Consider the following 20,452-nt stretch of genomic DNA (forward strand, 5'->3'; position numbering starts at 1 on the left):
GTTGTGGTTCGCCCATCCTAAGCCCCCGCAATCTTGGGGCTACTCAAGAACGCGTTACACGCCGGGGCACCGCAAAAAGTTGGGGACGACCGCTGGCGGACGCCGGGGCCTTGCTCCAACTGTCGCATAGGGCGATTACGGTCCCAGCCGCTTTCACCAGGGGTATGCCCATGTCACGTCTTCTCGCCACCACCGCCCTCTGCCTCACCCTCGGGGCCATGGCCCTGCCCGCCGCCGCTGAGGATGCGGCGCAGTCGCCTGCGAAGCGCAATGTGGTGATCTTTGTGGCCGATGGTCTGCGCTACACCTCGGTCACGCCCGAGACGGCGCCGACCATGTACAAGCTACGCAAGGATGGCGTGGACTTCGCCAACAGCCACTCCACCTATCCGACGCTGACCACGGTCAATGCCGCCGTCATCGCCACCGGCCATTATCCGGGCGACACGGGCAATTTCGGCAATTCGATGTGGGTCGCCAAGCCTGTCCCCTGCCGCATGGGCGCCAGCGTCACCTTCATCGAGGATGACTGCATCCTGAAAGATGTGAAGGCGCTTTATCCCAACGACTACATCGCCCAGAAGACGCTGATGGAGACGGCGCGCGAGGCGGGCTGGAATACCGTCGTGATCGGCAAGAAGGGGCCGGCGGCGATCGAATATCTCGGCGCCTTGGAAAGCGAAGGCAAGGATGTCGGCGATGCCAAAGGCCTCTTCATCGACGACGCCACCAACCGCCCGCAGAATCTGGACGGCAGCCCCTCCAAAAGCACCGTCTTGAAAGGCGCGCTGGCGGCGGAAGTGATGACGGTCACCGGCGGGCTCACCGCTCCGCCTTTCAGCGCCACGCCGAACCTCACCCAGCAGGCCTATCTGCGCGCCGCCGCGACCCAATCGATCCTGCCGCGCCTCAAGGACGCCGGAAAGCCTTTCGCGATCTTCTATTGGTCGCGCGATCCCGACACCACCCAGCACGGCGCCATGGATAGTGACGGCAAACTGGTTCCGGGCATTAATTCAACCAGCGGACGAGCTGCAATCTCCAACGCCGACAGCGACTTGAAGGGACTTCTTGAGACGCTGAAACAATATGATTTGGACAAGAACACCGATGTCGTGGTGATCGCCGATCACGGCTTCTCCACCATCTCGCACGCCATCCCGAATGAAGACGGCAGTGTTGGCCGCAACACGTTGGCGCCCGGCTTTGTTGCCATGGATGTCGGCGGCTGGCTGGGCAAGAAGGTGTTCGATCCCGACCGCGAGGGCGCCGAGGTGGACACCTCCTCGGGCGAGCACCCCGCCCAGGGCAATGGCTTGATCGGCGATGATCCAGAAAAGCCAGAGGCTGTGGTGGTCGCCAATGGCGGCTCGACCTTCATCTATATCCCCGACCACAGCCCGGCCACGGCCAAGAAGATCTATGCCGAGCTGGTGAAGCAGCCTTATGTCGGCGGCCTCTTTGTCGATGACGCGATCCTCTCCAGCGATAAGCCCGCCTTCGCCGGAGCCCTCGCCTTGAGCCAGGTCAATTTCATCGGCTCGTCCAAGATGCCCCGCCCGGCGATCATCATCGCCTTCCGCAATTTCGTCGCCAAAGGCTGCGTCGAGAAGCTGGAACAGATGTGCCAGGCCGAGATCGCCGACACCACGCTGCACACCGGCCAGGGCATGCATGGCAGCTTCGGCCGCGCCGATACCCGCAATTTCATGGCCGCCATCGGGCCGGATTTCAAAAAGGCCTATGTCGATACCACCCCGGTCGGCAATGTCGACGTCGCCCCGACGCTCGCCCATATCCTGGGAATCGATCTGAAGGGCCCCGGCGCGCTGAAGGGCCGGGTCGCCAGCGAAGCGCTCCAGGGCGGCGTGGTGCCGAAGGTGGTCAAGACCACGGTGGCCTCTGACAAGGCCGCCAATGGCTTCCAGACCCTGCTCAACCTGCAAGAAGTGGATGGCCACCGCTATTTCACCGCCGCCGGCATGCCTGGCCGCACCGTCGGCCTCGAGGCGAAGTAATCCCAAGCCCCTTTCTCCCTTGCAGGCGGGAGGGGCCACTTTGTTCGCGCCACATACATTTTGAGGGGCCGCCGCCGCGAAAATGCCCCAGCGGGCGGCGGGTTCTTTCTCCTGCCGCTCCGGCACCTCACGAAAATTTTTTACTGCAAAAACCCATGTTTTCCGCGATTTTTTCCGCCATTTCCGGGACTTGGCGCCAGCCTCCCTTGTAGCGGGCCGCGTTATCGCCTATATATCTTCCACGATCTTGTTGATGAACGTTGTTTCTGCTGCGCGACACGCGCTCTGACGATCTTTCTTCTCAAAATCGAACACTACAGCATCCGCCTTAGGCAGGGCGGACGAAAGCTATTTGAAAGGAAGTCGCCATGATCACGGGAACCGTGAAGTTCTTCAATACCACCAAGGGTTTCGGCTTTATCGAGCAGGGCAATGGCCAGCCGGATGTGTTCGTGCACATCTCCGCTGTCGAGCGCGCTGGTCTGCGTGGCCTGAACGAAGGCCAGAAGGTCACCTTTGAAATCGTGCAGGACCGCCGTTCCGGTAAGTCCGCTGCCGATAACATCCAGCTTGCCTAAGGCTAGCTAGTGATCAGCGAACCGGCCCTCGCCTTTTGGTCTGGGCCTGTTCGTATCGTGAAAAGGGCCGGGCTTGCCTCGGCCTTTTTTATTTTTCGCCCCTCACTATGAAAGGACGGCCATGAAACAGCCTGACGATTTCGGCGTCTTCAAGCCCACACTCTCGCGCGGCGAAACCAAAGCCGAGATGACGGATCGCACCGTCAAGGAATTCCTCGATAAGGAAGCCGCGGCCACAGAAGCCAAGACGGCCCGTTTGCGCGCCGCCCGCCTCGCCCTCGAAGCCGAGCGCGCCGCCAACCCGCCGCCCCCCGAAGCCAAGCCTGCGAAAAAGACCGCCGCCAAGAAGGCCGCGCCCAAGCGCGCCAAATCCGCCGCGTAAGAAGAGCGGCACGCCTGCAGGGGCCCGGTCAGCGCATTTTCGCGAAGACCAGATGATCCTTGTTCTGCTGCATCAAGGATGACAGACCATTGATGGTGTCGAGCCCCAACCCGCTCGGCACATCACCCTCTTCTCCGGCGTTGATCGCGCTATAGGCCGCGCCCGAGACTTTCTCCCATTTGCCATTGGGCTTTTTGATTTCCAGCGCCGCCACAGTTGCCTTCAACACTAGCCGGACGATGGCGGTGTCAAACGTGCGCGGCTTCATCAAACTCAAAAACCCGCCCGCCTCCTGCCAGCCATGCGCCAAAGCCCAGGCGTGAAGGTCATCCTTGGTCATCGCATAGGCTCCGCTGAATCGCCCGCAATCTGCGCCCGCGCGTGCCGCAATACCAGAGCGAGACCTTCGCCGCGTGAGAGTGCTTGACTCTACCCTGGGTTGGGTAAAGCATGAGCTCTCGTAACGCGAAAGGGTCTGGGGAGGCCGCCAATGTCCAGCAACTCAACTCGACTAAGCGTCATTCTGAGGCGGCTCTCCCTTTTTGCCGTGCTCGGCCTTAGCGCGGTCATCCCTGCGAGCGCGGGGAACATTGCGATCCGCGCCTTCGAGTCTCACGGCGGAATGAGCACATTTGGGACCAAGGTCACCGACGACCTGCCCACTTACAGCCTGCACATCGATGGCGGTCTTCTCAAAGACGATAGCAACAAGGTCTTCAGCTCCTATAAATCCCAGTCCACCTCGACCGTTGCTGACGCCTCGTGCAAATACATGCCGACATGGCTCGGCCTCAGAGGCAAACTAGCCTACTACACGACCTTCTATGTCGTTTTGGAAAGTGACCCTAGCCACATCATCGCGGTCAATTCCTGCGGAAAGGCGCCTCTGCAAAGAGGATCATTCGAGCAATATCCGCAGCAGACCGAAGCCAACTTCATTAATCATGCCCAGATTGCTGGAACGACAAACGGCGCCGTGAACCGGGTAATCGCGGCTGGCGAAATGGACGTTATCAATGGGCGGATCGTCTACATGGACACCTGCAGCGGCCACTTCCAGCCCACGCCTGAATCCTTTCTGGCCTATCTTCGCGACACGGGCGGGAAGTCCCTGACAATAAACAGCGGCCTGAATACGATCATCAGCTCGGGGTCGATCAGTGATGCCCAGATCGACAGCAACATGCTCCGGATGATCAAGGGCGATAAGCCTGCACGCACCGTCCGCGCGGGGACAAGCAACTGCGTCGCCTACACGACCGTCTTCGATATCTCAAAAAATGGCAACACAGCGACGCTGACGGGCGGGCTGATGTCGGTAGGTGGCGGTCCCATCCAGGTCGCTCAAGGGGGCATTGGCCCGGCTTCGAATTCCAATCTCAAATCCATCAGGCTGGATAACAATCAAGGGGCCTGGATCTACAGCTACGTCGTGAACGTGGAGACCGACCTCCATCTGATCAACAATAGTATCGATCTGGCCTTCACCGACGAGACGAACGACACCTACAACTTAAATATCCGCGTGTTCATGTACGATCACACGGTCAAATATAACTCGGCCAAGCCGAACGTGAACAAGGTCAAGATAACCTGGAATTAGCAGCTCCATCTGCTTGTCATCCCCGGCTTAGTCCATTGAGCAGCGCACGCTCTGCTCAGCCGGTAATGACAGATGGTGTTGACCGCGGCGTCGGAGCCCCTCGTCCCATGTGGGGCCGAAGCGCCAGCGTGCGGCGCACAAAATCTTGCAAATACTTCCCTCGCCCCACTTCGGGGGGAGAGGGCGCAAAATCTTGCACTTAGCCGAGCGCAAGACTGTCAGAGCCTGCACAGCCCCGAGGCTAAGCGCTAGATTTTGCGGGTGAGGGGGAAATCGCGCGACATGCAGCCTCCGCATCCAATTCAACGAAGCAGGATTTACTTTGACCTTCTCTGCTCATAACGGGCTCCAGCTAATGCCACCAGGGCCAAGGCTAGAGCGAGGGACAACATCGTATTTTGGAACTCCGAGGTTGTCAGAATCCCCGCCCCTTCTGTCCAATACCGGTAACTTGCATAGCCCCCCAGCATCAAAGAAAAGGCCACCGCATTGCGAATAAGCTTAGGTATGAATGACTTCTTTGGATGATTAAACTCCATCTAGACACCACGCCTCACTTGTTTCACGAAGCACGCAAGTTACCTTACGCCGCAATCACTCTGATCTTCCCGCTGGCGCGTGAGGACGGCTTTTTCTTGATGGCGATTTCGACATCGCGGTCGAGCGCGGTCAGAAACGTCATCAGCCGCTCCACCGAAAAGCCCTCCAGCTTATAATTCTGGAGTGCGGAAATTTTCGGCTGATTGACCTTCAACATCTCCGCCGCTGCGGCCTGGGTCAGTTGCAAAGACTCGAGTATCTGATTGATCGCGAACACCAGGCGAAGCTTGGTCTGGCGCTCTTCGGCATCGGCAAGCCCAAGATCGGCAAACACATTGCCGCTGCCAAACACGACCACATCGCTGCTGGTTTTACTTTTTCTCGCCATACCGTGCCTCGTAATCCTCCTGAGCAATCTTCAATCGGCGCGCCACCATCTCGACATCACCGCGCGCGGTTTTGATCCCCTTGGGCGACTTCTTTTGAAAGGCGTGAAGAACATAGATCACCTCTCGAAACCGCACGGTGTAGACGGCGCGGTAAGTGTCTCCGTCAAAATCCTCCACGACTTCAAAAACGCCCGAGCCCTGCCCTTTCCATGGCTTAGCCGATGGATGCAAACCGCCGAACTGCGCCACTCCCAGAGCATTACCCATTTCGCTGATAACCGGCATGGGAAACTCAAGAAAATCGCGCTTAGCGGAACCAACCCAAGCAAGCGGCTTTTCACCGATAATCCAATCGCGTGCCATAACTATATCCCAATACTAGGATACATGCAATTGACTAAAAGCTATGCCCGACAATCCCAGCGACTGACAGATGTCAGCGGGAAGAGCATGCTCGGCAAAAATGAGAGTAGGTTATCCGTTTATTTGTTTGGTGCGACGGGCGGCGGGTTGAACCCAGGCACAAGCGTAATATTTACTGGACTTTCGTACTTGTTGTCTGACCCAGACGCGGAGTCCACAGCCCAACCGATAGCACCTCCTGCCACTATATTACCCCATGTTGCGCCCGCGGTGGCTGAGTGATTCAGATAGGTCGACGTTTGATAGCCTGGCTTGTCGCAAGTAATTGTGATGTCGTACTTAGTTTTCTTAATCGTCGCAGCAGCAGGCGTCTGCGGAACACGAGAAATTACTTGGCCTTGGCGAGATAATGTACAAGAAGCAGCTGGTGGATTCGTATTTATCATGACTTCTTGTGTAGTGCCTTCGATTATAGTTGAGCATCCTCCAAGAAACATAGTTGTGCAGGTAATAGTGAGAGTGGAAAGCACCTGAGTTTTCATAACTTCCCCCTGATAATTTTTTCAACTTTATAACATGATGCAGACCACAACAAATGCTTGCAGCACACATACAAACAAATTCGCACTGTTTTACATCCAAACAGAATACTACACCTGCACCTGCCTCTCACTTCACTTGCACTTCGGTCCCGCGCTTCCCACATCTAACGCGTGGTCTAAACCCGACGAGGCGCAGTGCTTTCTTCTCGGCAGACACCGGATGTGATTTTGGCGGCGCGGGAACGGAAGATCTCTCGGCGGCGCAGTCGCGTGTGGTTGCCGTTGTTGATGGACCCCGCAGAGGCGCCGCACATAAAGGTACCCCCTCCCCCCTCCTCTCAGGCCCATAACAATTATCTTGCGCGGACTGCTGCCAAAGCCACCGTCTCCAAGCCACGCGCCGCCGCTAAATCTGCCGCCGATCCCGCCTCCCCCAAGCGCCGCCCCGGTGCCCCGCTGGGCAATCGCAATGCGGCCAGGAAACTCTCGCCGGAGCTGGCCGCGTTCGACGCCGCGATCCAGGCCAAAATCGCCGCCTGGGTTGCACGAGCAAACGCCGCGATTGCCAAGGCCGAAGCGGACATTGCCGCTATCAAAGCCGTCAAAGCCGCCGCCCGCACAGCGCCCCCAACCGCTCCAGCCCCCGCGCCATTGGCGTCCTTGACTTTGCCGCCTGCCGCAACCGACCATCTGAGCAAGACCAAAAGCGGCTCAAAACCGCCCCACGCCTGCCCAGAAAGCAAAACACCCAATGCCCAGTTCCAGCACCGGCTCCAATCAGATCAACACCCCCGACCAGCACGGCTTCTTCGGCGCCTATGGCGGCCGCTTTGTGCCGCCGCAATTGGAGGCGGTGATCAAGGAGGTGGAAGAGGCCTATCTTTCGATCCGCCAGGACCAAAGCTTCTGGGACGAATATCAGCGCCTGCTCACCCATTATGTCGGCCGCCCCTCGCCGCTCTGGCATGCGCGCAACCTCTCCACCAAGCTCGGCGGGGCGCAGATCTATTTGAAGCGCGAAGACCTCAACCACACCGGCGCGCACAAGATCAATCACTGCATCGGCGAAGTTCTGCTCGCCAAGCGCATGGGCAAGAAGCGCGTCATTGCCGAGACCGGGGCGGGACAGCATGGCGTGGCGCTGGCGACCGCCGCGGCGCTGCTGGGCCTTGAATGCGAAATCCATATGGGCGCGATCGATGTCGCCAAGCAGCACCCCAATGTGATCCGCATGAAGCTGCTCGGTTGCAAGGTGATCGAGGTCACCCAGGGCGGCGCCTGTTTGAAGGACGCGGTGGATTCAGCCTTCACCGATTTCGTCACCAATCACCGCGACACCTTCTTTGCCATCGGCTCGGTGGTGGGCCCGCATCCCTATCCGATGATGGTGCAGGATTTTCAGTCGGTAGTGGGCCGCGAAGCCCGGGCGCAGATTCAAGAACAAGCCGGGCGCCTGCCCGATTATCTCGTGGCCTGTGTCGGCGGCGGCTCCAATGCGATGGGCCTGTTCACGGCCTTTCTTCCCGATACGGAGGTTTCCATCATCGGGGTGGAGCCCGCAGGCAAGAGCGATCAGCGCGGCGAGCATGCCGCCACCCTCAGCTTCGGCACGCCCGGCATGCTGCATGGCATGAAGACCTATCTCTTGCAGGACGATGGCGGCGAGCCCTGGCCGGTGCATTCCATCGCCTCGGGGCTGGATTATCCCGGCGTCGGGCCGATCCATGCCTTCCTGAAGGATTCCAAGCGAGCCGAATATGTGGCGGTCGGCGATGCGGAGACGCTCGCGGCCTTCCGCCAGCTTTCGGAAGTGGAAGGCATCATTCCGGCGCTGGAAAGCTCCCACGCCGTCGCTTACGCCGCCAAGCTGGCGCCGCGCCTCTCCGCCGACAAGATCATCCTGGTCAACCTCTCCGGCCGCGGCGACAAGGATATCGATTACGTGGCCGAGGTGATGGGGATTTAGGACCGCGTTCCCCGGCAGGGTTGTGTAATTTTATTGCGCAACCTTTGCCGGGGCACATTTCGGCCCAGGCAGAAGCGTCGCGGGGCATCAAAACCCACGCAAAGCGCGGGCGAATCCGCTATCAGAGGCCGATGCGGATCATCGAAACCACCGCCGATCTCGAAGTCCTGGTTCAAGAACTCGCCTCGGCCCCCTATCTCGCCCTCGACACCGAATTCATGCGGGATTCGACCTATTGGCCGAAACTCTGCCTGCTTCAGATTGCTAGCCCCGACGTGGCCGCGATTGTCGATCCCCTCGCCCCCGGCTTGGACCTGACGCCCTTCTTCAAGCTGATTTCCGACCCCGCCATTGTCAAAGTGCTGCATGCGGGCCGTCAGGACATCGAGATTTTCTGGCACAAGGGCCGGGTCATTCCCGATCCCCTGTTCGACACCCAGATCGTCGCCATGGTTTGCGGCTTCGGCGAAGCGGCCTCTTACGAAACACTGGCGCGCAAGATCGCGCATGTAGAGATCGACAAGTCGGCCCGCTTCACCGATTGGGCACGCCGCCCGCTCACCAAACGCCAGCTCGAATATGCGCTGGCCGACGTCACGCATCTGCGCGTCGTTTATGAAAAGCTCTCTGCGGAGCTGAAGCGCACGGGCCGCGAAAGCTGGGTGGCTGAAGAGATCGATGCACTGAAATCGACCGAGCTTTATGCCCTCGATCCCGTGCAGGCCTGGAAGCGGCTAAAGCCCCGCACCGCCAATAAGCGTTTTCTGACGGCTCTTGCCGCTGCTGCCGAATGGCGCGAGCGGGAGGCGCAGAGTCGCGATGTGCCGCGTAACCGCGTCTTGAAAGACGAAGTGCTTTTGGAGATCGCCGCCAATCCGCCGGAAGATGGCGAAGCGCTGGAGCGTATCCGCGCCGTGCCGAAGGGCTTTGCCGCCTCGCGCCAGGGTAAGGCGCTGATGGAGGCTATTCTTGCTGGCAAGGATCGCCCGGTGCCGGAGCTGCCGGACCAAGGCCGCCGCCGTCATCGCGAGCCCTCGCCCGCTGCGGTGGATTTGTTGCGCACACTCTTGCGCCTGCGCGCCGAGGAAGCCCGTGTCGCTCCCCGCCTGATTGCCAATGCGGAAGATATCGAACGCTTAGCGGCGGGCGATGATGAAGGCGTGATGGCCCTCACCGGCTGGCGCAATGAAGTGTTCGGTAAGGACGCGCAGGCCCTGCGCAGCGGCAAGCTCTCCATCGCACTCGAGAATGGCGAAGCGGTGGTTGTGGAGCTTGAAGACTGAAGAAGCGGCATGCGGGGCTTTGAGAGCCCCGCTAGGCCTTATTTCTTCTCGGGTGGCTGAAAGCCATCCATGCGGGGCTGATCGTTGGGCACGAAATTGCCCAGCATGCAGGGGGTGCCCCGGCGCAGGACGTAGAAGACCTGCATGTTGGAGCAGACTTCTCCGCCCCAGATGTTCCAGGCGATGCCTTGCTCGAATTTAAGGCCCGGGCATTCGCGCTGAAGCTCATTGCGCCAGACCTTCACCGGCCCGCCACGCATCCGAAAAAGAATGGTGCGGTTATCGGGATAGGACATGCCTTCCACATCCTGGGTGTGGATGCAGACCTGGCGCGGTTTGGGTTGATCCGCGCGCGGTGGATCAGCGAGGGCGCTTGTGGCCAACGCCGCGAAGGCGCCAGCCGCGCATGCGAGTTTAAGGATCGAGGGTTTCATCATAGTACACTCCGACGGGCGCGACGCTCCGCCCGCCAGGGTGTCACTCTGCGGATGAACCTGGAATGAACGGGTCGGCCCCGCCGGTGGCGAGTTCGCCCTCTTCCGGTCCTTCGTAAGGATCTTCGTCCGCTGCCAACTGATCGCTCGGGCTCGGGATGTCGAGACCCGACGGCGGAATGGCTTCCAGGAAGCCCGCCGCCTTGAGTTCGTCCATACCCGGCAGATGGCTGATATTCTCCAGCCCGAAGTGCACCAGGAAGGCCTCCGTGGTGCCATAGGTCACCGGCCGGCCCGGCGTACGCTTGCGCCCGCGGATCTTGATCCAGCCTACTTCCATCAGCGTGTCGAGTGTGCCCTTGGACAGCATCACGCCGCGGATGTCTTCGACCTCCGCCCTCGTCACCGGCTGATGGTAAGCAATGATCGCCAACGTCTCGATGGCCGCCCGAGACAGCTTCTTCTGCTCCGGCTTCTCCTTGCGCAGCAGGAAGGCGAGATCGGGCGCCGTGCGGAACTGCCATTTCTCTGCGACAAGCACGAGGTTCACGCCGCGCTTTTCATAAATCGTCTGCAGCTCAGCAATGATGCCTTTGATGTTGGCGCGTTCGGGCAGCGAAGCCTTCAAGGCCTCCTCGGATAACGGTTCTGAGGCAGCAAACAGAAGCGCCTCAGCCATACGCAGATGCTCCACGTTGACTTCGGTGTCGACCACTTCCTCTGTGGCCGTCGCCTCGACGGGGGCTGGCGCAAGCTCCACCTCAGCGCCATCATCAGTGGATTCCGCCGCCAAATCGTCCGCAGCCGTACCAACCGCGACAACGTCCTCGCAAATTGCTTCGCCGCTTTGTTCGATCTCAGCTTCGCAAGAATTCTCTGCGGCGTTCTGGGGTTCTTCTGTCACGGTTTCTTCAGACACACTGGACTCGCTAGGCAATGCTGCTTCCATCACTTCACCAAGGGCTTCCTCTTTCAGGAGTGCGCGATTCATGTTGAGGCCTCCTTGGCAAGGTCACGAATATACAACGGCTCGAAATGGGTGATCTGGCGAAGCTCCACTCGGCCATCGCGCGCCGCTTCCAGGCACGCCATAAACATCGATGCCATTGCAGAACGACGGCGTGGGCCACCAGTCCAGCCCTCTGGCAACAGCTTATCAAGGCTGCTCCAATCGGAAATCTTGCCGAACATACGCTCCAAGCGCTCACGGGCCTGATCAATCAGCATCACCGGCGAAACCTTGAGCTGATAATTCTTGCCCCGCATCTTTTTTGCCCTGTCGGCAGCGTAGGCCGACAACAGGTCATACATGCTATCCGTATAGGTCTTGACCTTAATGACCGCGACCGGTTCAGGCATGCCTCTCACAAATATCTCACGCCCTAACCGGTCACCCGCCATGAGACGAGCAGCAGCCTCGCGAATAGCGTTGAGGCGGAGTAGACGCCAGCGCAACCGAGCAGCCATTTCATCTGCCGAAGGCTCCCCCTCTTTGGTCTCCGGCTTGGGCAGGATTAGGCGGGATTTTAAATAGGCCAGCCAGGCAGCCATGACGAGATAGTCCGCCGCCAATTCCAAATTCATCCGTTTGGCCTGCTCGATGAACTCGAGATACTGCTCAGCAAGCTTCAGGATCGAGATCTTGGCTATATCCACCTTTTGGCTACGAGCAAGCGTGAGCAAAAGGTCGAGAGGACCTTCGAAGCCATCGACCTGCACCACGAGCGTCTCATCCGGCGCCGCAGCCGTTTCGAAATTCTCAAAGCTCTCCGACAGCTCTTCGCTCATGTCGCAGCCAACAACTCTTTCAGGCGGGATTCCGCCGCTTGGCAGTCAAAGCCGCCGGGTCCCTTCAAATGCCCCAACGCCGCCTCCGCACGCTTCAGGGCCATCCCGTCCAGCGGCTTCATCTCGGCCATTACAGCTTCCATTTCGGCCGAAACGCCATTGCAATGAAGCACGACATCACAACCAGCAAATAGTGCCGCTTTGGTACGGGCGGCAATTGAGCCAGATAACGCCTGCATAGACAGATCATCTGTCATCAGGAGCCCTTCGAATCCAATCTCTTCACGGATAACTTTCAGGATTACGCGCGGGCTGATCGTCGCCGGTCGGCTTGGATCAATGGCGTCATAAACTACATGCGCGGTCATGGCCATCGGGCAGGTGTTCAGACTGCGAAAAGGAACAAAATCACCTGTGCTTAACTCATCGGCGCTGGCGGCGACATGAGGCAACTCCAGGTGGGTGTCTGCCCCTGCCCGGCCGTGGCCGGGGATATGTTTCATAACGGGAAGCACCCCTCCATCCAGGAGACCTTCCATCACGGCCCGCCCTAACTCTATGACGACACTCGGTTGGTTGCTGAAGGCGCGATCACCGATGATATCGTGAGCCCCCGCCGCGGGTACATCTAGAAGAGGCAAGCAGTCGACATTAACGCCTAATTCCGTAAGGTCAAAGGCAATCAACCTTGAATTGAGGTAGGCAGCTTCCCTGGCCGCATCAGGCACGCGCCCGTGAAGTGCTCCGAATACGCCCTGCGGTGGGCGAGAACTCCAGCCGGGAGCCTTCAGCCGCGCTACCCGCCCCCCCTCCTGGTCGATCAAGACAGGAGCTGGGTCGCCGCCAACCGCCTCCCGTAAATCGGCAACAAGCCGTCTGACCTGTTCGCGATCGCCGATATTGCGGCCAAATAATATGAACCCCCAAGGCTGCGCCTCGCGAAAAAAATCCCTTTCGCTTGGCAGAAGCGACAGCCCTGAACAGCCGAAAATCACGCGGTTGCGCATTCGACGTCCTTCAATGCGCCAGGAAACAGTTGGCGTTCTGGGCCTTCAACCTGTCGCAGAGCGCAGCCGCGGCATCCTTGTCCGCAAAAGATGCGATGCGCAGGCGGTACCAAGTACCTTTCTCCCCGAGATCCGCCTTTTGGACATCCGGTCCGAATCCCGAAAGCAGCGTTGCATGTTTGGATTGATATGTTTTCCAAGCAGACATGGCCTCGCCCTCGGATTTGTAGGCGCCGATCTGCAACAGATAGCTTCCAGAAGATGCTTTCGAAGACTGGACAGCGGGAGCTGTTTTCACCGCAGATGCAGGCGACGATGCAACGGCAGTTGTGGCGGTCGACGGGTGTGAAAGTCCTAATTGCGCAGGCGGATGGGTGGCAACTGCGGGAGGCGTGACAGCAGGTTGCGCTTGGGTAAGCGAAGCCGCCGCCTTACTCTGCTGTGCAGGGGACTGTGCGACCTTTACAGGCGCAGATGTGGGCGCACTCGCCACCGTCTCCCGGCTGGGCAACTGTGCGGGCTTGCTCGTCTGAGGCTGAACTACCGGTGCGGGAGCAGCGGCCATTTTGGTGGCGGAGACATCCGGCGCGGGAGCTGGTGCCGATGCTTGCTGCTGTGCAGGCGCGGCATTCAAAGCGGGTGGTGGCGGCGAGGGCTGGGCAGCAGCTTTAGCGACGTTTTCGTCTTCCTCGCCCGCGGCGGGCTGTTGGTAAACTTTTATGCCGCTGCTATCCCCGTGAAGGTGCGTCGTATCAGCGACGGCAGCAATGCGAGGCTCTCCGCGCCCGCGTGCCACCCCCTGGTTATAGGCTAGCCAAACAACACCCCCAAAAGCCGCGAGGACCAAAATAGCGATAATGATCACAACCGGAAGATGCGAGCCTTCGCCATCATCTTCGTCGTCGCCGCCGTCGAATACGCGCTCATTCCGATCGCGTTCGTAATTGGCCATAGCCGAGCCCTCGTCCGAATCTAGAGGCGGCTAAGCTAGCACCCTGGCGCAGTCGAATCACGGCAGGATGCCCCCAGTGCTTCCCCCTACAAGCTTACGTCTCTGTGGAAAATTCGGCTATACTCCTGCAATGCATAAGCATCCGTCATGCCAGCAATGTAGTCACGAATTACACCCGCAGTGACGGGCTCACCCGGACCGGTGCACACCCCAGACCAATCCGGGGGCAGAAGTCCTGGATTACCTAAAAATGCTGCAAATAATTCCCGTAGCACCGCGACTGCCTTTGCGCGCGTTGCGAGCACCTGCTCGTGCCGATACATGTGAACAAAAAGGAAACATTTTAACCCCTCAGCTTCGGCAGCCATTTTCGGCGAAAACTTCGCGATTGGCCGCCCAGCCGCACGGATATCAGCAGCGCTCGCCGGACGAAGGTCATCAAGGCCCCGCTTGGTCTCATCAATCAGGTCATAAACCAGCGTTCCAATCAGGGCACTGACGAGTTCGCCGATAAAGCGGCTTGGTTCCAGATCTCCGTACCGATCTTGAATTGCCAAAGCACGAGGGCCAGCTAACGGAGCATCATAGAGTTGCTCAACGTTAAACAGCCCAGCCCTAAGCCCATCGTCGATATCGTGGGTGAGATAGGCGATATCATCTGCAAGCGCGGCAACTTGAGCCTCAAGCCCGGGCCACGTGTCGAGATCGAGCTTCCAGCGCGCATCGAAATTCGCAATAGGTTCGGGTATCTTCTTGGTGCGCCCCGGACCAGAAAGCGGCCCGTTATGCTTGACCAGCCCCTCCAGGGTCTCCCAGGCCAAATTTAGCCCGTCAAAGGCCGCATAACGGTGCTCTAGCTTGGACACGATCCGTAATGCATGAGCGTTATGATCAAACCCGCCGATCGCGGAGGTCTCTTCTGAAAGCGCGTCCTCCCCTGCGTGGCCAAATGGCGTGTGGCCAAGGTCGTGGGCAAGCGCAACAGCCTCTGCAAGATCTTCGTCTAGAGCGAAGACGCGTGCCACAGAACGTGCAATCTGCGCGACTTCGAGCGAGTGAGTCATGCGGGTGCGATAATAGTCGCCCTCATGCTCCACGAAGACCTGCGTCTTGTGCTTCAGTCGCCGGAAGGCGCTGGAATGCAAGATCCTATCCCGGTCACGTTGATAGGCGGTACGTGTCGGGCTTTCCTTTTCCGGGAATAGCCTGCCCCGACTATCTTCCTGTCGGGTAGCATAGGGAGCCTTTGTAGGTTGAGGGCTATAAAGCTCGCCCAAAAGATGTCCGACTGGGCCAGGCTGGGTTGTATTCGCCATTCGCATTCTTACATTTGAATCGCTATATTATCGCATGTTGCTGTTGAACCTTGAAAGCCAATGTCGACTGAATCTGCTATTTCTCGCCCCGTGACTGTGACCCCTCGCGCGGCAAAGCAATTTGCCAAGATCATCGCGGCGGAAGGCAAACCCATGATGCTGCGCCTGTCTATATCAGGCGGGGGATGTTCGGGATTTCAATACAATTTCTCGTTGGACGACAAACAGCTCAGCGATGATCTTGTCATTGAGGAAGGTGGCATCAAGGTTTTGGTTGATTCAACTTCCATCAATTACGTGGAAGGATCAGAAATCGACTACGTTGACGATCTGATTGGTGCCGCCTTTAAGGTCAATAACCCAAATGCAACCGCCTCCTGTGGCTGTGGATCAAGCTTCTCCATCTAGTCTTCATGAAATAGCGGTAAGTCACGACAACAACTCATCAGTGATAAATGTGGCGGGACCTGAGGGCCGCCATGCGCAACGCCGTCCCGCCGTATGAAAGATTCTACGCGTTAGGTATCGCGTTGGCTCTGCAGGTCGCGGCGGTGGTTCTCCTCATGCACTCACTGCCGCGACAGCAGATAGAAAGCACCGCCAAAAAGGATGGAACGCAAATCGTGTTCCTTCCTGTCCTTCCTCCGCCGGTCCTAAAGAAGCGCGATAGGCGCCCCCAAAAGGGAAGATATCAAGCCCCTCCATTTGTGAACCCTTACACCTTCGATCAACGAGCCTTCCGTGGACAGCTGGCAAACACGCTCACTTTAGCTCTCTCGGCGTGTGATATTGACCATCTTGAAATGGAAACAGATGAAATCAAATCTGCGTGTCAACGCATCGGCTCATTCATCCACCATGACCCAGAGCATTTCGGGATGACTTCCGATGTAGCTGATCCCCGGCACTGGGCGACAGAACTCTTAAGGCGAGAATCTCCTGTCCTTATGCCCTGCATGTCTCCCAGCGGGGTGAAGGTCGATCTTATATGTGTCGGCCGACTGCTCTTCGAAGGGTATGATCCTGAAAAGCGTGCACGCTATAATAACTAGCACCTCAGATGAGAGCCTAATCAGCGCTTCGAATTCCTGGCGGCGTGTCTTACTGTGCCGCCGAATATGGAGACTCGTCGATGAAATTTGCCACCTGGAACGTGAATTCGGTTAAGGCCCGGATTGAAACCGTCACCAAGTGGCTGGCGGACTGCATGCCGGACGTGGTGGCATTGCAGGAAATCAAATGCACAGACGATACCTTCCCGCGCGGGGTATTTGAGGATTTAGGCTACAACTGCGCCGTCCACGGGCAAAAGACCTATAACGGCGTAGCGTTGCTCTCCCGACGACCGCTGGAGGATGTCTCCCGAGGCCTAGCGGGTGGAGATGGGGACGAGCAGTCCCGATACATTGAAGCCGTTGTCCCCTGCGAGAGCGGCACAATGCGCGTCGCATCCATATACCTGCCAAACGGCAACCCGCTCGGCTCCGAGAAGTTTTCCTACAAACTGGCTTGGATGGAACGCCTGCATGCGCGTGCGGGTGAAATCCTCACTTACGAAGAACCCGCCATTCTGATGGGCGATTTCAACGTCATTCCCACCGATGAGGATTGTCACGATCCGGCGGTGTGGGCATCAGACGCACTGTTCCAGCCTCAATCCAAGCAGGCTTTTCGCAAGCTCGAGCATATGGGCTATCAAGATGCATTCAGGGCGTGTGATGCGCGGCCACACCGCTATACGTTTTGGGATTACCAAGCCGGGTCCTGGCAGAAAGATCACGGCATCCGGATCGACTTTCAGCTTTTGTCACCTCAGGCCGCTGACCGCCTCAAGAGCTGCACTATCGACAAGCGTGTTCGCGGCTGGGACAAGCCATCGGATCACGTGCCCGTCATCACAGAGATAGATATTTAGGCGGCGTCGGCCACGACACGATTACGGCCCGTCCGCTTTGCGGAGTAAAGAGCCTGATCTGCGCGATGGAGCAATGCCTCGGCGGTATCATTCTTGCCGGCTGACTGCGCGATCCCGATGGAAATCGTAATCCCAAGCTTATGCGGATCACGGCTCACCATGACGGGTGTAGATTCCACCGTCTTGCGAAGGCGCTCTGCGATCGCATAGGCAAACGGTACGTCGGTATCTGGCATAACGACGACGAACTCTTCGCCACCATACCGGCAAGCCAGATCGCAACCACGCACATTGGCCGATATACGCCGCGCGAACTCCTGCAGGACTTCGTCACCAATATCGTGACCGTAGCTATCGTTGACCTTCTTGAAGTAGTCGATATCCATGATCAAAAAGGCCAACGGCTTGGCCGTGCGATGCGACTGCTCGATGAGATTATCGAGGTGGCGTGCCATGTAACGCCGGTTATGCAATCCGGTTAGCTGGTCCGTGATGGCAGCTTCCAAGCTGAGTTGAACGTTATGGCGCAGGCGATCAGCATAGCGCTTCTTGCGCAATTGCGTGCGCACACGCGCCACCAGCTCATTCGTATCCACTGGGCGCGTGAGATAATCATTCACGCCCATTTCGAGAGCCTGGTTCAGCTTGCGCCGATCTCCATCGGATACAACAACGAGGATCGGGACATGCCGTCCCTCGGGCAGAGAGCGCAATTGTGAACAGAGGCGCAAACCATCAAAGCCGCGCATACCAAGGCTGACGATGACGAGGTCAAAATCCCCACCCCGGACCCGAACAAGCGCCTCCTCAAAAGTATCAACACAGGCGACGTCATTTTCCTTGCGCAAGGCGGAGGAGAACCATGCCGCGGAGTCGGGACGGTCCTCAATCATCAAAATCCGGCCAGCCGAAATGGATTCACTGAAGGTCGTAGCTGGATCGACCAGCCCCATCCCCTGCCCCGTAGCTTCGCGCATCCGGAGCTCATCCGTCATCATCTTGAGCCGTACCAGCGAGCGCACGCGCGCAAACAGGGCCGCGTCATCGACTGGCTTCGTGAGAAAATCGTCCGCTCCTGCATCGAGGCCTGCCACGCGATCGGACGGCTGATCCAGCGCAGTGACCATGACCACGGGAATGTGGGCGGTTTTAGGATTGGCTTTAATCCGGCGACAGACTTCGAATCCGTCCATCCCTGGCATCATAACGTCCAAAAGGACGATATCGGGATCCGCCCCTTCGATCTTGTCCAGGCATTCCATTCCCGAAAACGCGGTGACGACTTCGAAATATTCGCTCGTCAGCTTGGCTTCGAGAAGTTTGACGTTGGACAGAATATCATCGACGACAAGAACACGCGCCGTCATGGCCGCTCCTTATCCAATGAAACGGCGGACGGTGTCCAAGAAACTCGTTACGGAAATCGGCTTAGATATATAGGCTTCACAGCCACCCTGCCGGATAACTTCTTCGTCACCCTTCATCGCGAAAGCCGTCACGGCGACGACCGGAATGGTTTTGAGAGTATCATCTTCCTTGAGCCATTTGGTGACTTCAAGGCCGGAGACTTCAGGAAGCTGGATGTCCATCAGGATGAGATCCGGACGGTGCTCGCGGGCGATGTCGAGCGCTTCCATGCCATCCTTGGTCTGCAAGATATTGTAGCCGTGCGCGTCCAGCAGATCGTGGAATAGCTTCATGTTCAGCTCGTTGTCCTCTACGATGAGGACTGTCTTTGGATTTGCTTCCATGATCGCCACTCCGGTCCGCCCCAGGGGCCGCCGCGCACCACCTCGTTGCGCGTAACTGCCCGACTCGAACGCTTTCGCTTTGCGTAGTATTAGTTGTCAAATATTAACGCTCCCTTGACGTTGACCCTCCCGCCTCGGTTGTTCCCTCAAATGTCTCCATTTTCTTCGCGACGCACAGATTTTACTGAGAGGAGAGCGGGATATGCTTCGTGACAACCGGAACGTCGAGCAGGCCGAAACCATCGCCTTGCAGGGCTTGGCTTACTTGGCCTCCGACCCCGAAATACTCGAGGTGTTCCTGCACAACTCAGGGTTAGGACTGGATGAGCTCAAGGCCAAAGCCGGAGAGCGCGACCTCCTCCGGGCCGTCATGGAGTTCATCCTGGCCAGTGACGAACACGTCACCACGCTCTGCCGGGACCTGGACCTCTCTCCGCGAGACTTACACCTTGCGAATCATACATTGGAAAAGCCGTGAAGACTGATACGCCAAGATTTGACCTGACCTCGGCGCTTGCGACCGTGGTACCCGGCCGCCCCCTGGTCGTCACCGATGCGGACGGCGTGCTCCTGTGTTTCACCGGCGGGCTGGAACGTTTTCTCGATGAGCGCGGGCTTTACCTCGACCTGACCACCTACCGGATCGAAGGCGCCATCAAGCGGAAGGACGACAAATCCCAGATTCTGAATATCGAAACCATGGCGCTGATCGAAGAATATCGCGCCGATCTGGACTGTCTCGAAGCCGTTGAGGGCGCTGTGGAGGCTTTGCACGCACTCGCGCAGGTGGCCAACATCGTCGTCCTTTCCAATGTGAACCAGCGCCAAGCGGTGGCGCGCGTGCGCAATTTCAAGACGCTGGGTCTGGATTACCCGCTCATCGCCAATGATAGCGGCGCGGGATACCTGGCGGATAAAGGTTACGCGGTGAGAGCGTTAGCAGCCAAAGCCAAGGCGCCGACGTTTTTCATCGACGATATCCCCCACAACCTCGCCTCGGTCGCCGCCGCCGCACCGGACGTCAAACTCATCCACATCGTGGAGAGCCCGTTTCTGCGCGACCTCTTAGGTCAGGACTTCCACGCCCACATCCATGCCGAAACCTGGCAGGAGGCACAGAGCTATATTCTCGGCTGTCTCAGATAGCCGAGCGCGCCCGCCTACCGCGTGCAGGAGAGCGCGTGAGCGATTACCGCCGCCACAATGATTGTCAGCGTGGCAGCACCGAAGAAGTGGCCGGATACCAAAAGCGCGGAGAGCCCAGCCCCGACGGCAAAAGCCACCGCCGACTCGACTTTGACATGCCAATGGAAGTGCGGGAGCGCAGGCAGAGACCGTTTGGTCGTCGTATGCAATGCGAGAAGTGCCATGGATAGTTCCTCCTTGGACACACTCACATCCTACCACTTTCAACACCGGCTGTAAGCGCCGCTGACAGTTTTGACGCTCCTTTAAGGTGCGACTTGTTTGCGCAAAAGCTTAATTTTCCGCCCTAAAGTGCCAGCCCAAGCGCTTGTAACTGAACGCAGGTTCTTTTTGATGAGCGCAAAGCGGGCCTGGATCACAAGCCCGCTTCGGTGGGTGCCCCCTAAGAGCTACGGCGACCAGCGAGCGCCGCTATCACC

The 20,452-nt window shown here is 58.4% G+C and carries 23 protein-coding genes; 11 read left to right on the forward strand and 12 right to left on the reverse strand.

Annotation, left to right across the window (positions count from 1 at the left end; genetic code table 11):
* Nucleotides 1-170: 170 nt before the first annotated feature.
* From FHS83_RS17595 to FHS83_RS17605, 3 genes are all read left to right on the forward strand, one after another.
* On the forward strand, nucleotides 171-2,018 hold the full coding sequence (locus tag FHS83_RS17595) for an alkaline phosphatase family protein (RefSeq protein ID WP_167084539.1): 1,848 nt from the start codon (nucleotides 171-173) through the stop codon (nucleotides 2,016-2,018).
* Nucleotides 2,019-2,386: 368 nt separating this feature from the next.
* A complete protein-coding gene (locus tag FHS83_RS17600) occupies nucleotides 2,387-2,596 on the forward strand; it encodes a cold-shock protein (protein WP_167084541.1) in 210 nt (69 codons plus the stop codon).
* A 121-nt stretch (nucleotides 2,597-2,717) separates the two neighbouring features.
* Nucleotides 2,718-2,978: a hypothetical protein gene (locus FHS83_RS17605; RefSeq protein WP_167084543.1), complete on the forward strand. Its 261-nt coding sequence runs from the start codon at nucleotides 2,718-2,720 to the stop codon at nucleotides 2,976-2,978.
* 28 nt (nucleotides 2,979-3,006) lie between these two features.
* Here FHS83_RS17605 and FHS83_RS17610 read toward each other — a convergent pair whose 3' ends face one another.
* Complete coding sequence (locus FHS83_RS17610) at nucleotides 3,007-3,318, reverse strand: hypothetical protein (RefSeq protein ID WP_167084545.1); 312 nt, start codon at nucleotides 3,316-3,318, stop codon at nucleotides 3,007-3,009.
* 150 nt (nucleotides 3,319-3,468) lie between these two features.
* Here FHS83_RS17610 and FHS83_RS17615 point away from each other — a divergent pair, with 150 nt between their 5' ends.
* On the forward strand, nucleotides 3,469-4,581 hold the full coding sequence (locus FHS83_RS17615) for a hypothetical protein (RefSeq protein ID WP_167084547.1): 1,113 nt from the start codon (nucleotides 3,469-3,471) through the stop codon (nucleotides 4,579-4,581).
* Nucleotides 4,582-5,164: 583 nt separating this feature from the next.
* Here the strand turns inward: FHS83_RS17615 and FHS83_RS17620 are convergent.
* Both FHS83_RS17620 and FHS83_RS17625 read right to left on the reverse strand, forming a co-directional pair.
* Nucleotides 5,165-5,509: a helix-turn-helix domain-containing protein gene (locus tag FHS83_RS17620; RefSeq protein ID WP_167084550.1), complete on the reverse strand. Its 345-nt coding sequence runs from the start codon at nucleotides 5,507-5,509 to the stop codon at nucleotides 5,165-5,167.
* A complete protein-coding gene (locus FHS83_RS17625; protein WP_167084552.1) occupies nucleotides 5,493-5,873 on the reverse strand; it encodes a type II toxin-antitoxin system RelE/ParE family toxin in 381 nt (126 codons plus the stop codon). Before FHS83_RS17625 ends, FHS83_RS17620 begins: the two co-directional genes overlap by 17 nt.
* A gap of 1,293 nt (nucleotides 5,874-7,166) precedes the next feature.
* On the opposite strand from FHS83_RS17625, the gene trpB reads away from it, so the two are divergent.
* A complete protein-coding gene (trpB, locus tag FHS83_RS17630) occupies nucleotides 7,167-8,381 on the forward strand; it encodes a tryptophan synthase subunit beta (protein ID WP_167084554.1) in 1,215 nt (404 codons plus the stop codon).
* 131 nt (nucleotides 8,382-8,512) lie between these two features.
* Nucleotides 8,513-9,664: a ribonuclease D gene (gene rnd, locus FHS83_RS17635; RefSeq protein WP_208414936.1), complete on the forward strand. Its 1,152-nt coding sequence runs from the start codon at nucleotides 8,513-8,515 to the stop codon at nucleotides 9,662-9,664.
* 38 nt (nucleotides 9,665-9,702) lie between these two features.
* Here rnd and FHS83_RS17640 read toward each other — a convergent pair whose 3' ends face one another.
* The 6 genes from FHS83_RS17640 to FHS83_RS17665 form a co-directional block, all read right to left on the reverse strand.
* The gene (locus FHS83_RS17640; protein ID WP_167084556.1) at nucleotides 9,703-10,101 is read right to left on the reverse strand and encodes a hypothetical protein; all 399 of its coding nucleotides are present in this window, start codon (nucleotides 10,099-10,101) and stop codon (nucleotides 9,703-9,705) included.
* A gap of 40 nt (nucleotides 10,102-10,141) precedes the next feature.
* A complete protein-coding gene (gene scpB / locus FHS83_RS17645) occupies nucleotides 10,142-10,777 on the reverse strand; it encodes an SMC-Scp complex subunit ScpB (protein ID WP_344100944.1) in 636 nt (211 codons plus the stop codon).
* A gap of 308 nt (nucleotides 10,778-11,085) precedes the next feature.
* Nucleotides 11,086-11,886, reverse strand: coding sequence for a segregation and condensation protein A (locus tag FHS83_RS17650; RefSeq protein ID WP_167084558.1), 801 nt, complete (start codon nucleotides 11,884-11,886; stop codon nucleotides 11,086-11,088).
* Entirely contained in the window at nucleotides 11,883-12,893 is a 1,011-nt protein-coding gene (gene nagZ, locus FHS83_RS17655; RefSeq protein WP_167084560.1) for a beta-N-acetylhexosaminidase, read from the reverse strand. Before nagZ ends, FHS83_RS17650 begins: the two co-directional genes overlap by 4 nt.
* A 10-nt stretch (nucleotides 12,894-12,903) precedes the next feature.
* A complete protein-coding gene (locus tag FHS83_RS17660) occupies nucleotides 12,904-13,845 on the reverse strand; it encodes an SPOR domain-containing protein (protein ID WP_167084562.1) in 942 nt (313 codons plus the stop codon).
* Nucleotides 13,846-13,931: 86 nt separating this feature from the next.
* Nucleotides 13,932-15,161: a deoxyguanosinetriphosphate triphosphohydrolase gene (locus FHS83_RS17665; protein ID WP_167084564.1), complete on the reverse strand. Its 1,230-nt coding sequence runs from the start codon at nucleotides 15,159-15,161 to the stop codon at nucleotides 13,932-13,934.
* 60 nt (nucleotides 15,162-15,221) lie between these two features.
* Here FHS83_RS17665 and erpA point away from each other — a divergent pair, with 60 nt between their 5' ends.
* From erpA to xth, 3 genes are all read left to right on the forward strand, one after another.
* Entirely contained in the window at nucleotides 15,222-15,569 is a 348-nt protein-coding gene (erpA, locus tag FHS83_RS17670) for an iron-sulfur cluster insertion protein ErpA (protein WP_208414938.1), read from the forward strand.
* Nucleotides 15,570-15,640: 71 nt separating this feature from the next.
* Entirely contained in the window at nucleotides 15,641-16,213 is a 573-nt protein-coding gene (locus tag FHS83_RS17675) for a hypothetical protein (RefSeq protein ID WP_167084566.1), read from the forward strand.
* 80 nt (nucleotides 16,214-16,293) lie between these two features.
* Nucleotides 16,294-17,076: an exodeoxyribonuclease III gene (gene xth, locus FHS83_RS17680; RefSeq protein ID WP_167084568.1), complete on the forward strand. Its 783-nt coding sequence runs from the start codon at nucleotides 16,294-16,296 to the stop codon at nucleotides 17,074-17,076.
* On the opposite strand, the gene FHS83_RS17685 is transcribed toward xth, so the two are convergent.
* Together FHS83_RS17685 and FHS83_RS17690 are read right to left on the reverse strand one after the other, a co-directional pair.
* On the reverse strand, nucleotides 17,073-18,443 hold the full coding sequence (locus FHS83_RS17685) for a PleD family two-component system response regulator (RefSeq protein ID WP_167084570.1): 1,371 nt from the start codon (nucleotides 18,441-18,443) through the stop codon (nucleotides 17,073-17,075). The genes xth and FHS83_RS17685 overlap by 4 nt on opposite strands.
* 9 nt (nucleotides 18,444-18,452) lie before the next feature.
* Entirely contained in the window at nucleotides 18,453-18,827 is a 375-nt protein-coding gene (locus FHS83_RS17690) for a response regulator (RefSeq protein WP_167084572.1), read from the reverse strand.
* 202 nt (nucleotides 18,828-19,029) lie between these two features.
* Between FHS83_RS17690 and FHS83_RS17695 the strand changes: the two genes are divergently transcribed.
* Together FHS83_RS17695 and FHS83_RS17700 are read left to right on the forward strand one after the other, a co-directional pair.
* On the forward strand, nucleotides 19,030-19,305 hold the full coding sequence (locus tag FHS83_RS17695; RefSeq protein ID WP_167084574.1) for a DUF3572 family protein: 276 nt from the start codon (nucleotides 19,030-19,032) through the stop codon (nucleotides 19,303-19,305).
* A complete protein-coding gene (locus FHS83_RS17700; RefSeq protein WP_167084576.1) occupies nucleotides 19,302-19,973 on the forward strand; it encodes a hypothetical protein in 672 nt (223 codons plus the stop codon). Before FHS83_RS17695 ends, FHS83_RS17700 begins: the two co-directional genes overlap by 4 nt.
* Before the next feature lie 14 nt (nucleotides 19,974-19,987).
* On the opposite strand, the gene FHS83_RS17705 is transcribed toward FHS83_RS17700, so the two are convergent.
* A complete protein-coding gene (locus FHS83_RS17705; protein WP_167084578.1) occupies nucleotides 19,988-20,197 on the reverse strand; it encodes a hypothetical protein in 210 nt (69 codons plus the stop codon).
* Between the last annotated feature and the right edge of the window lie 255 nt (nucleotides 20,198-20,452).

Origin of the sequence: Rhizomicrobium palustre (genome assembly GCF_011761565.1) — a bacterium.
GTDB lineage: Bacteria > Pseudomonadota > Alphaproteobacteria > Micropepsales > Micropepsaceae > Rhizomicrobium > Rhizomicrobium palustre.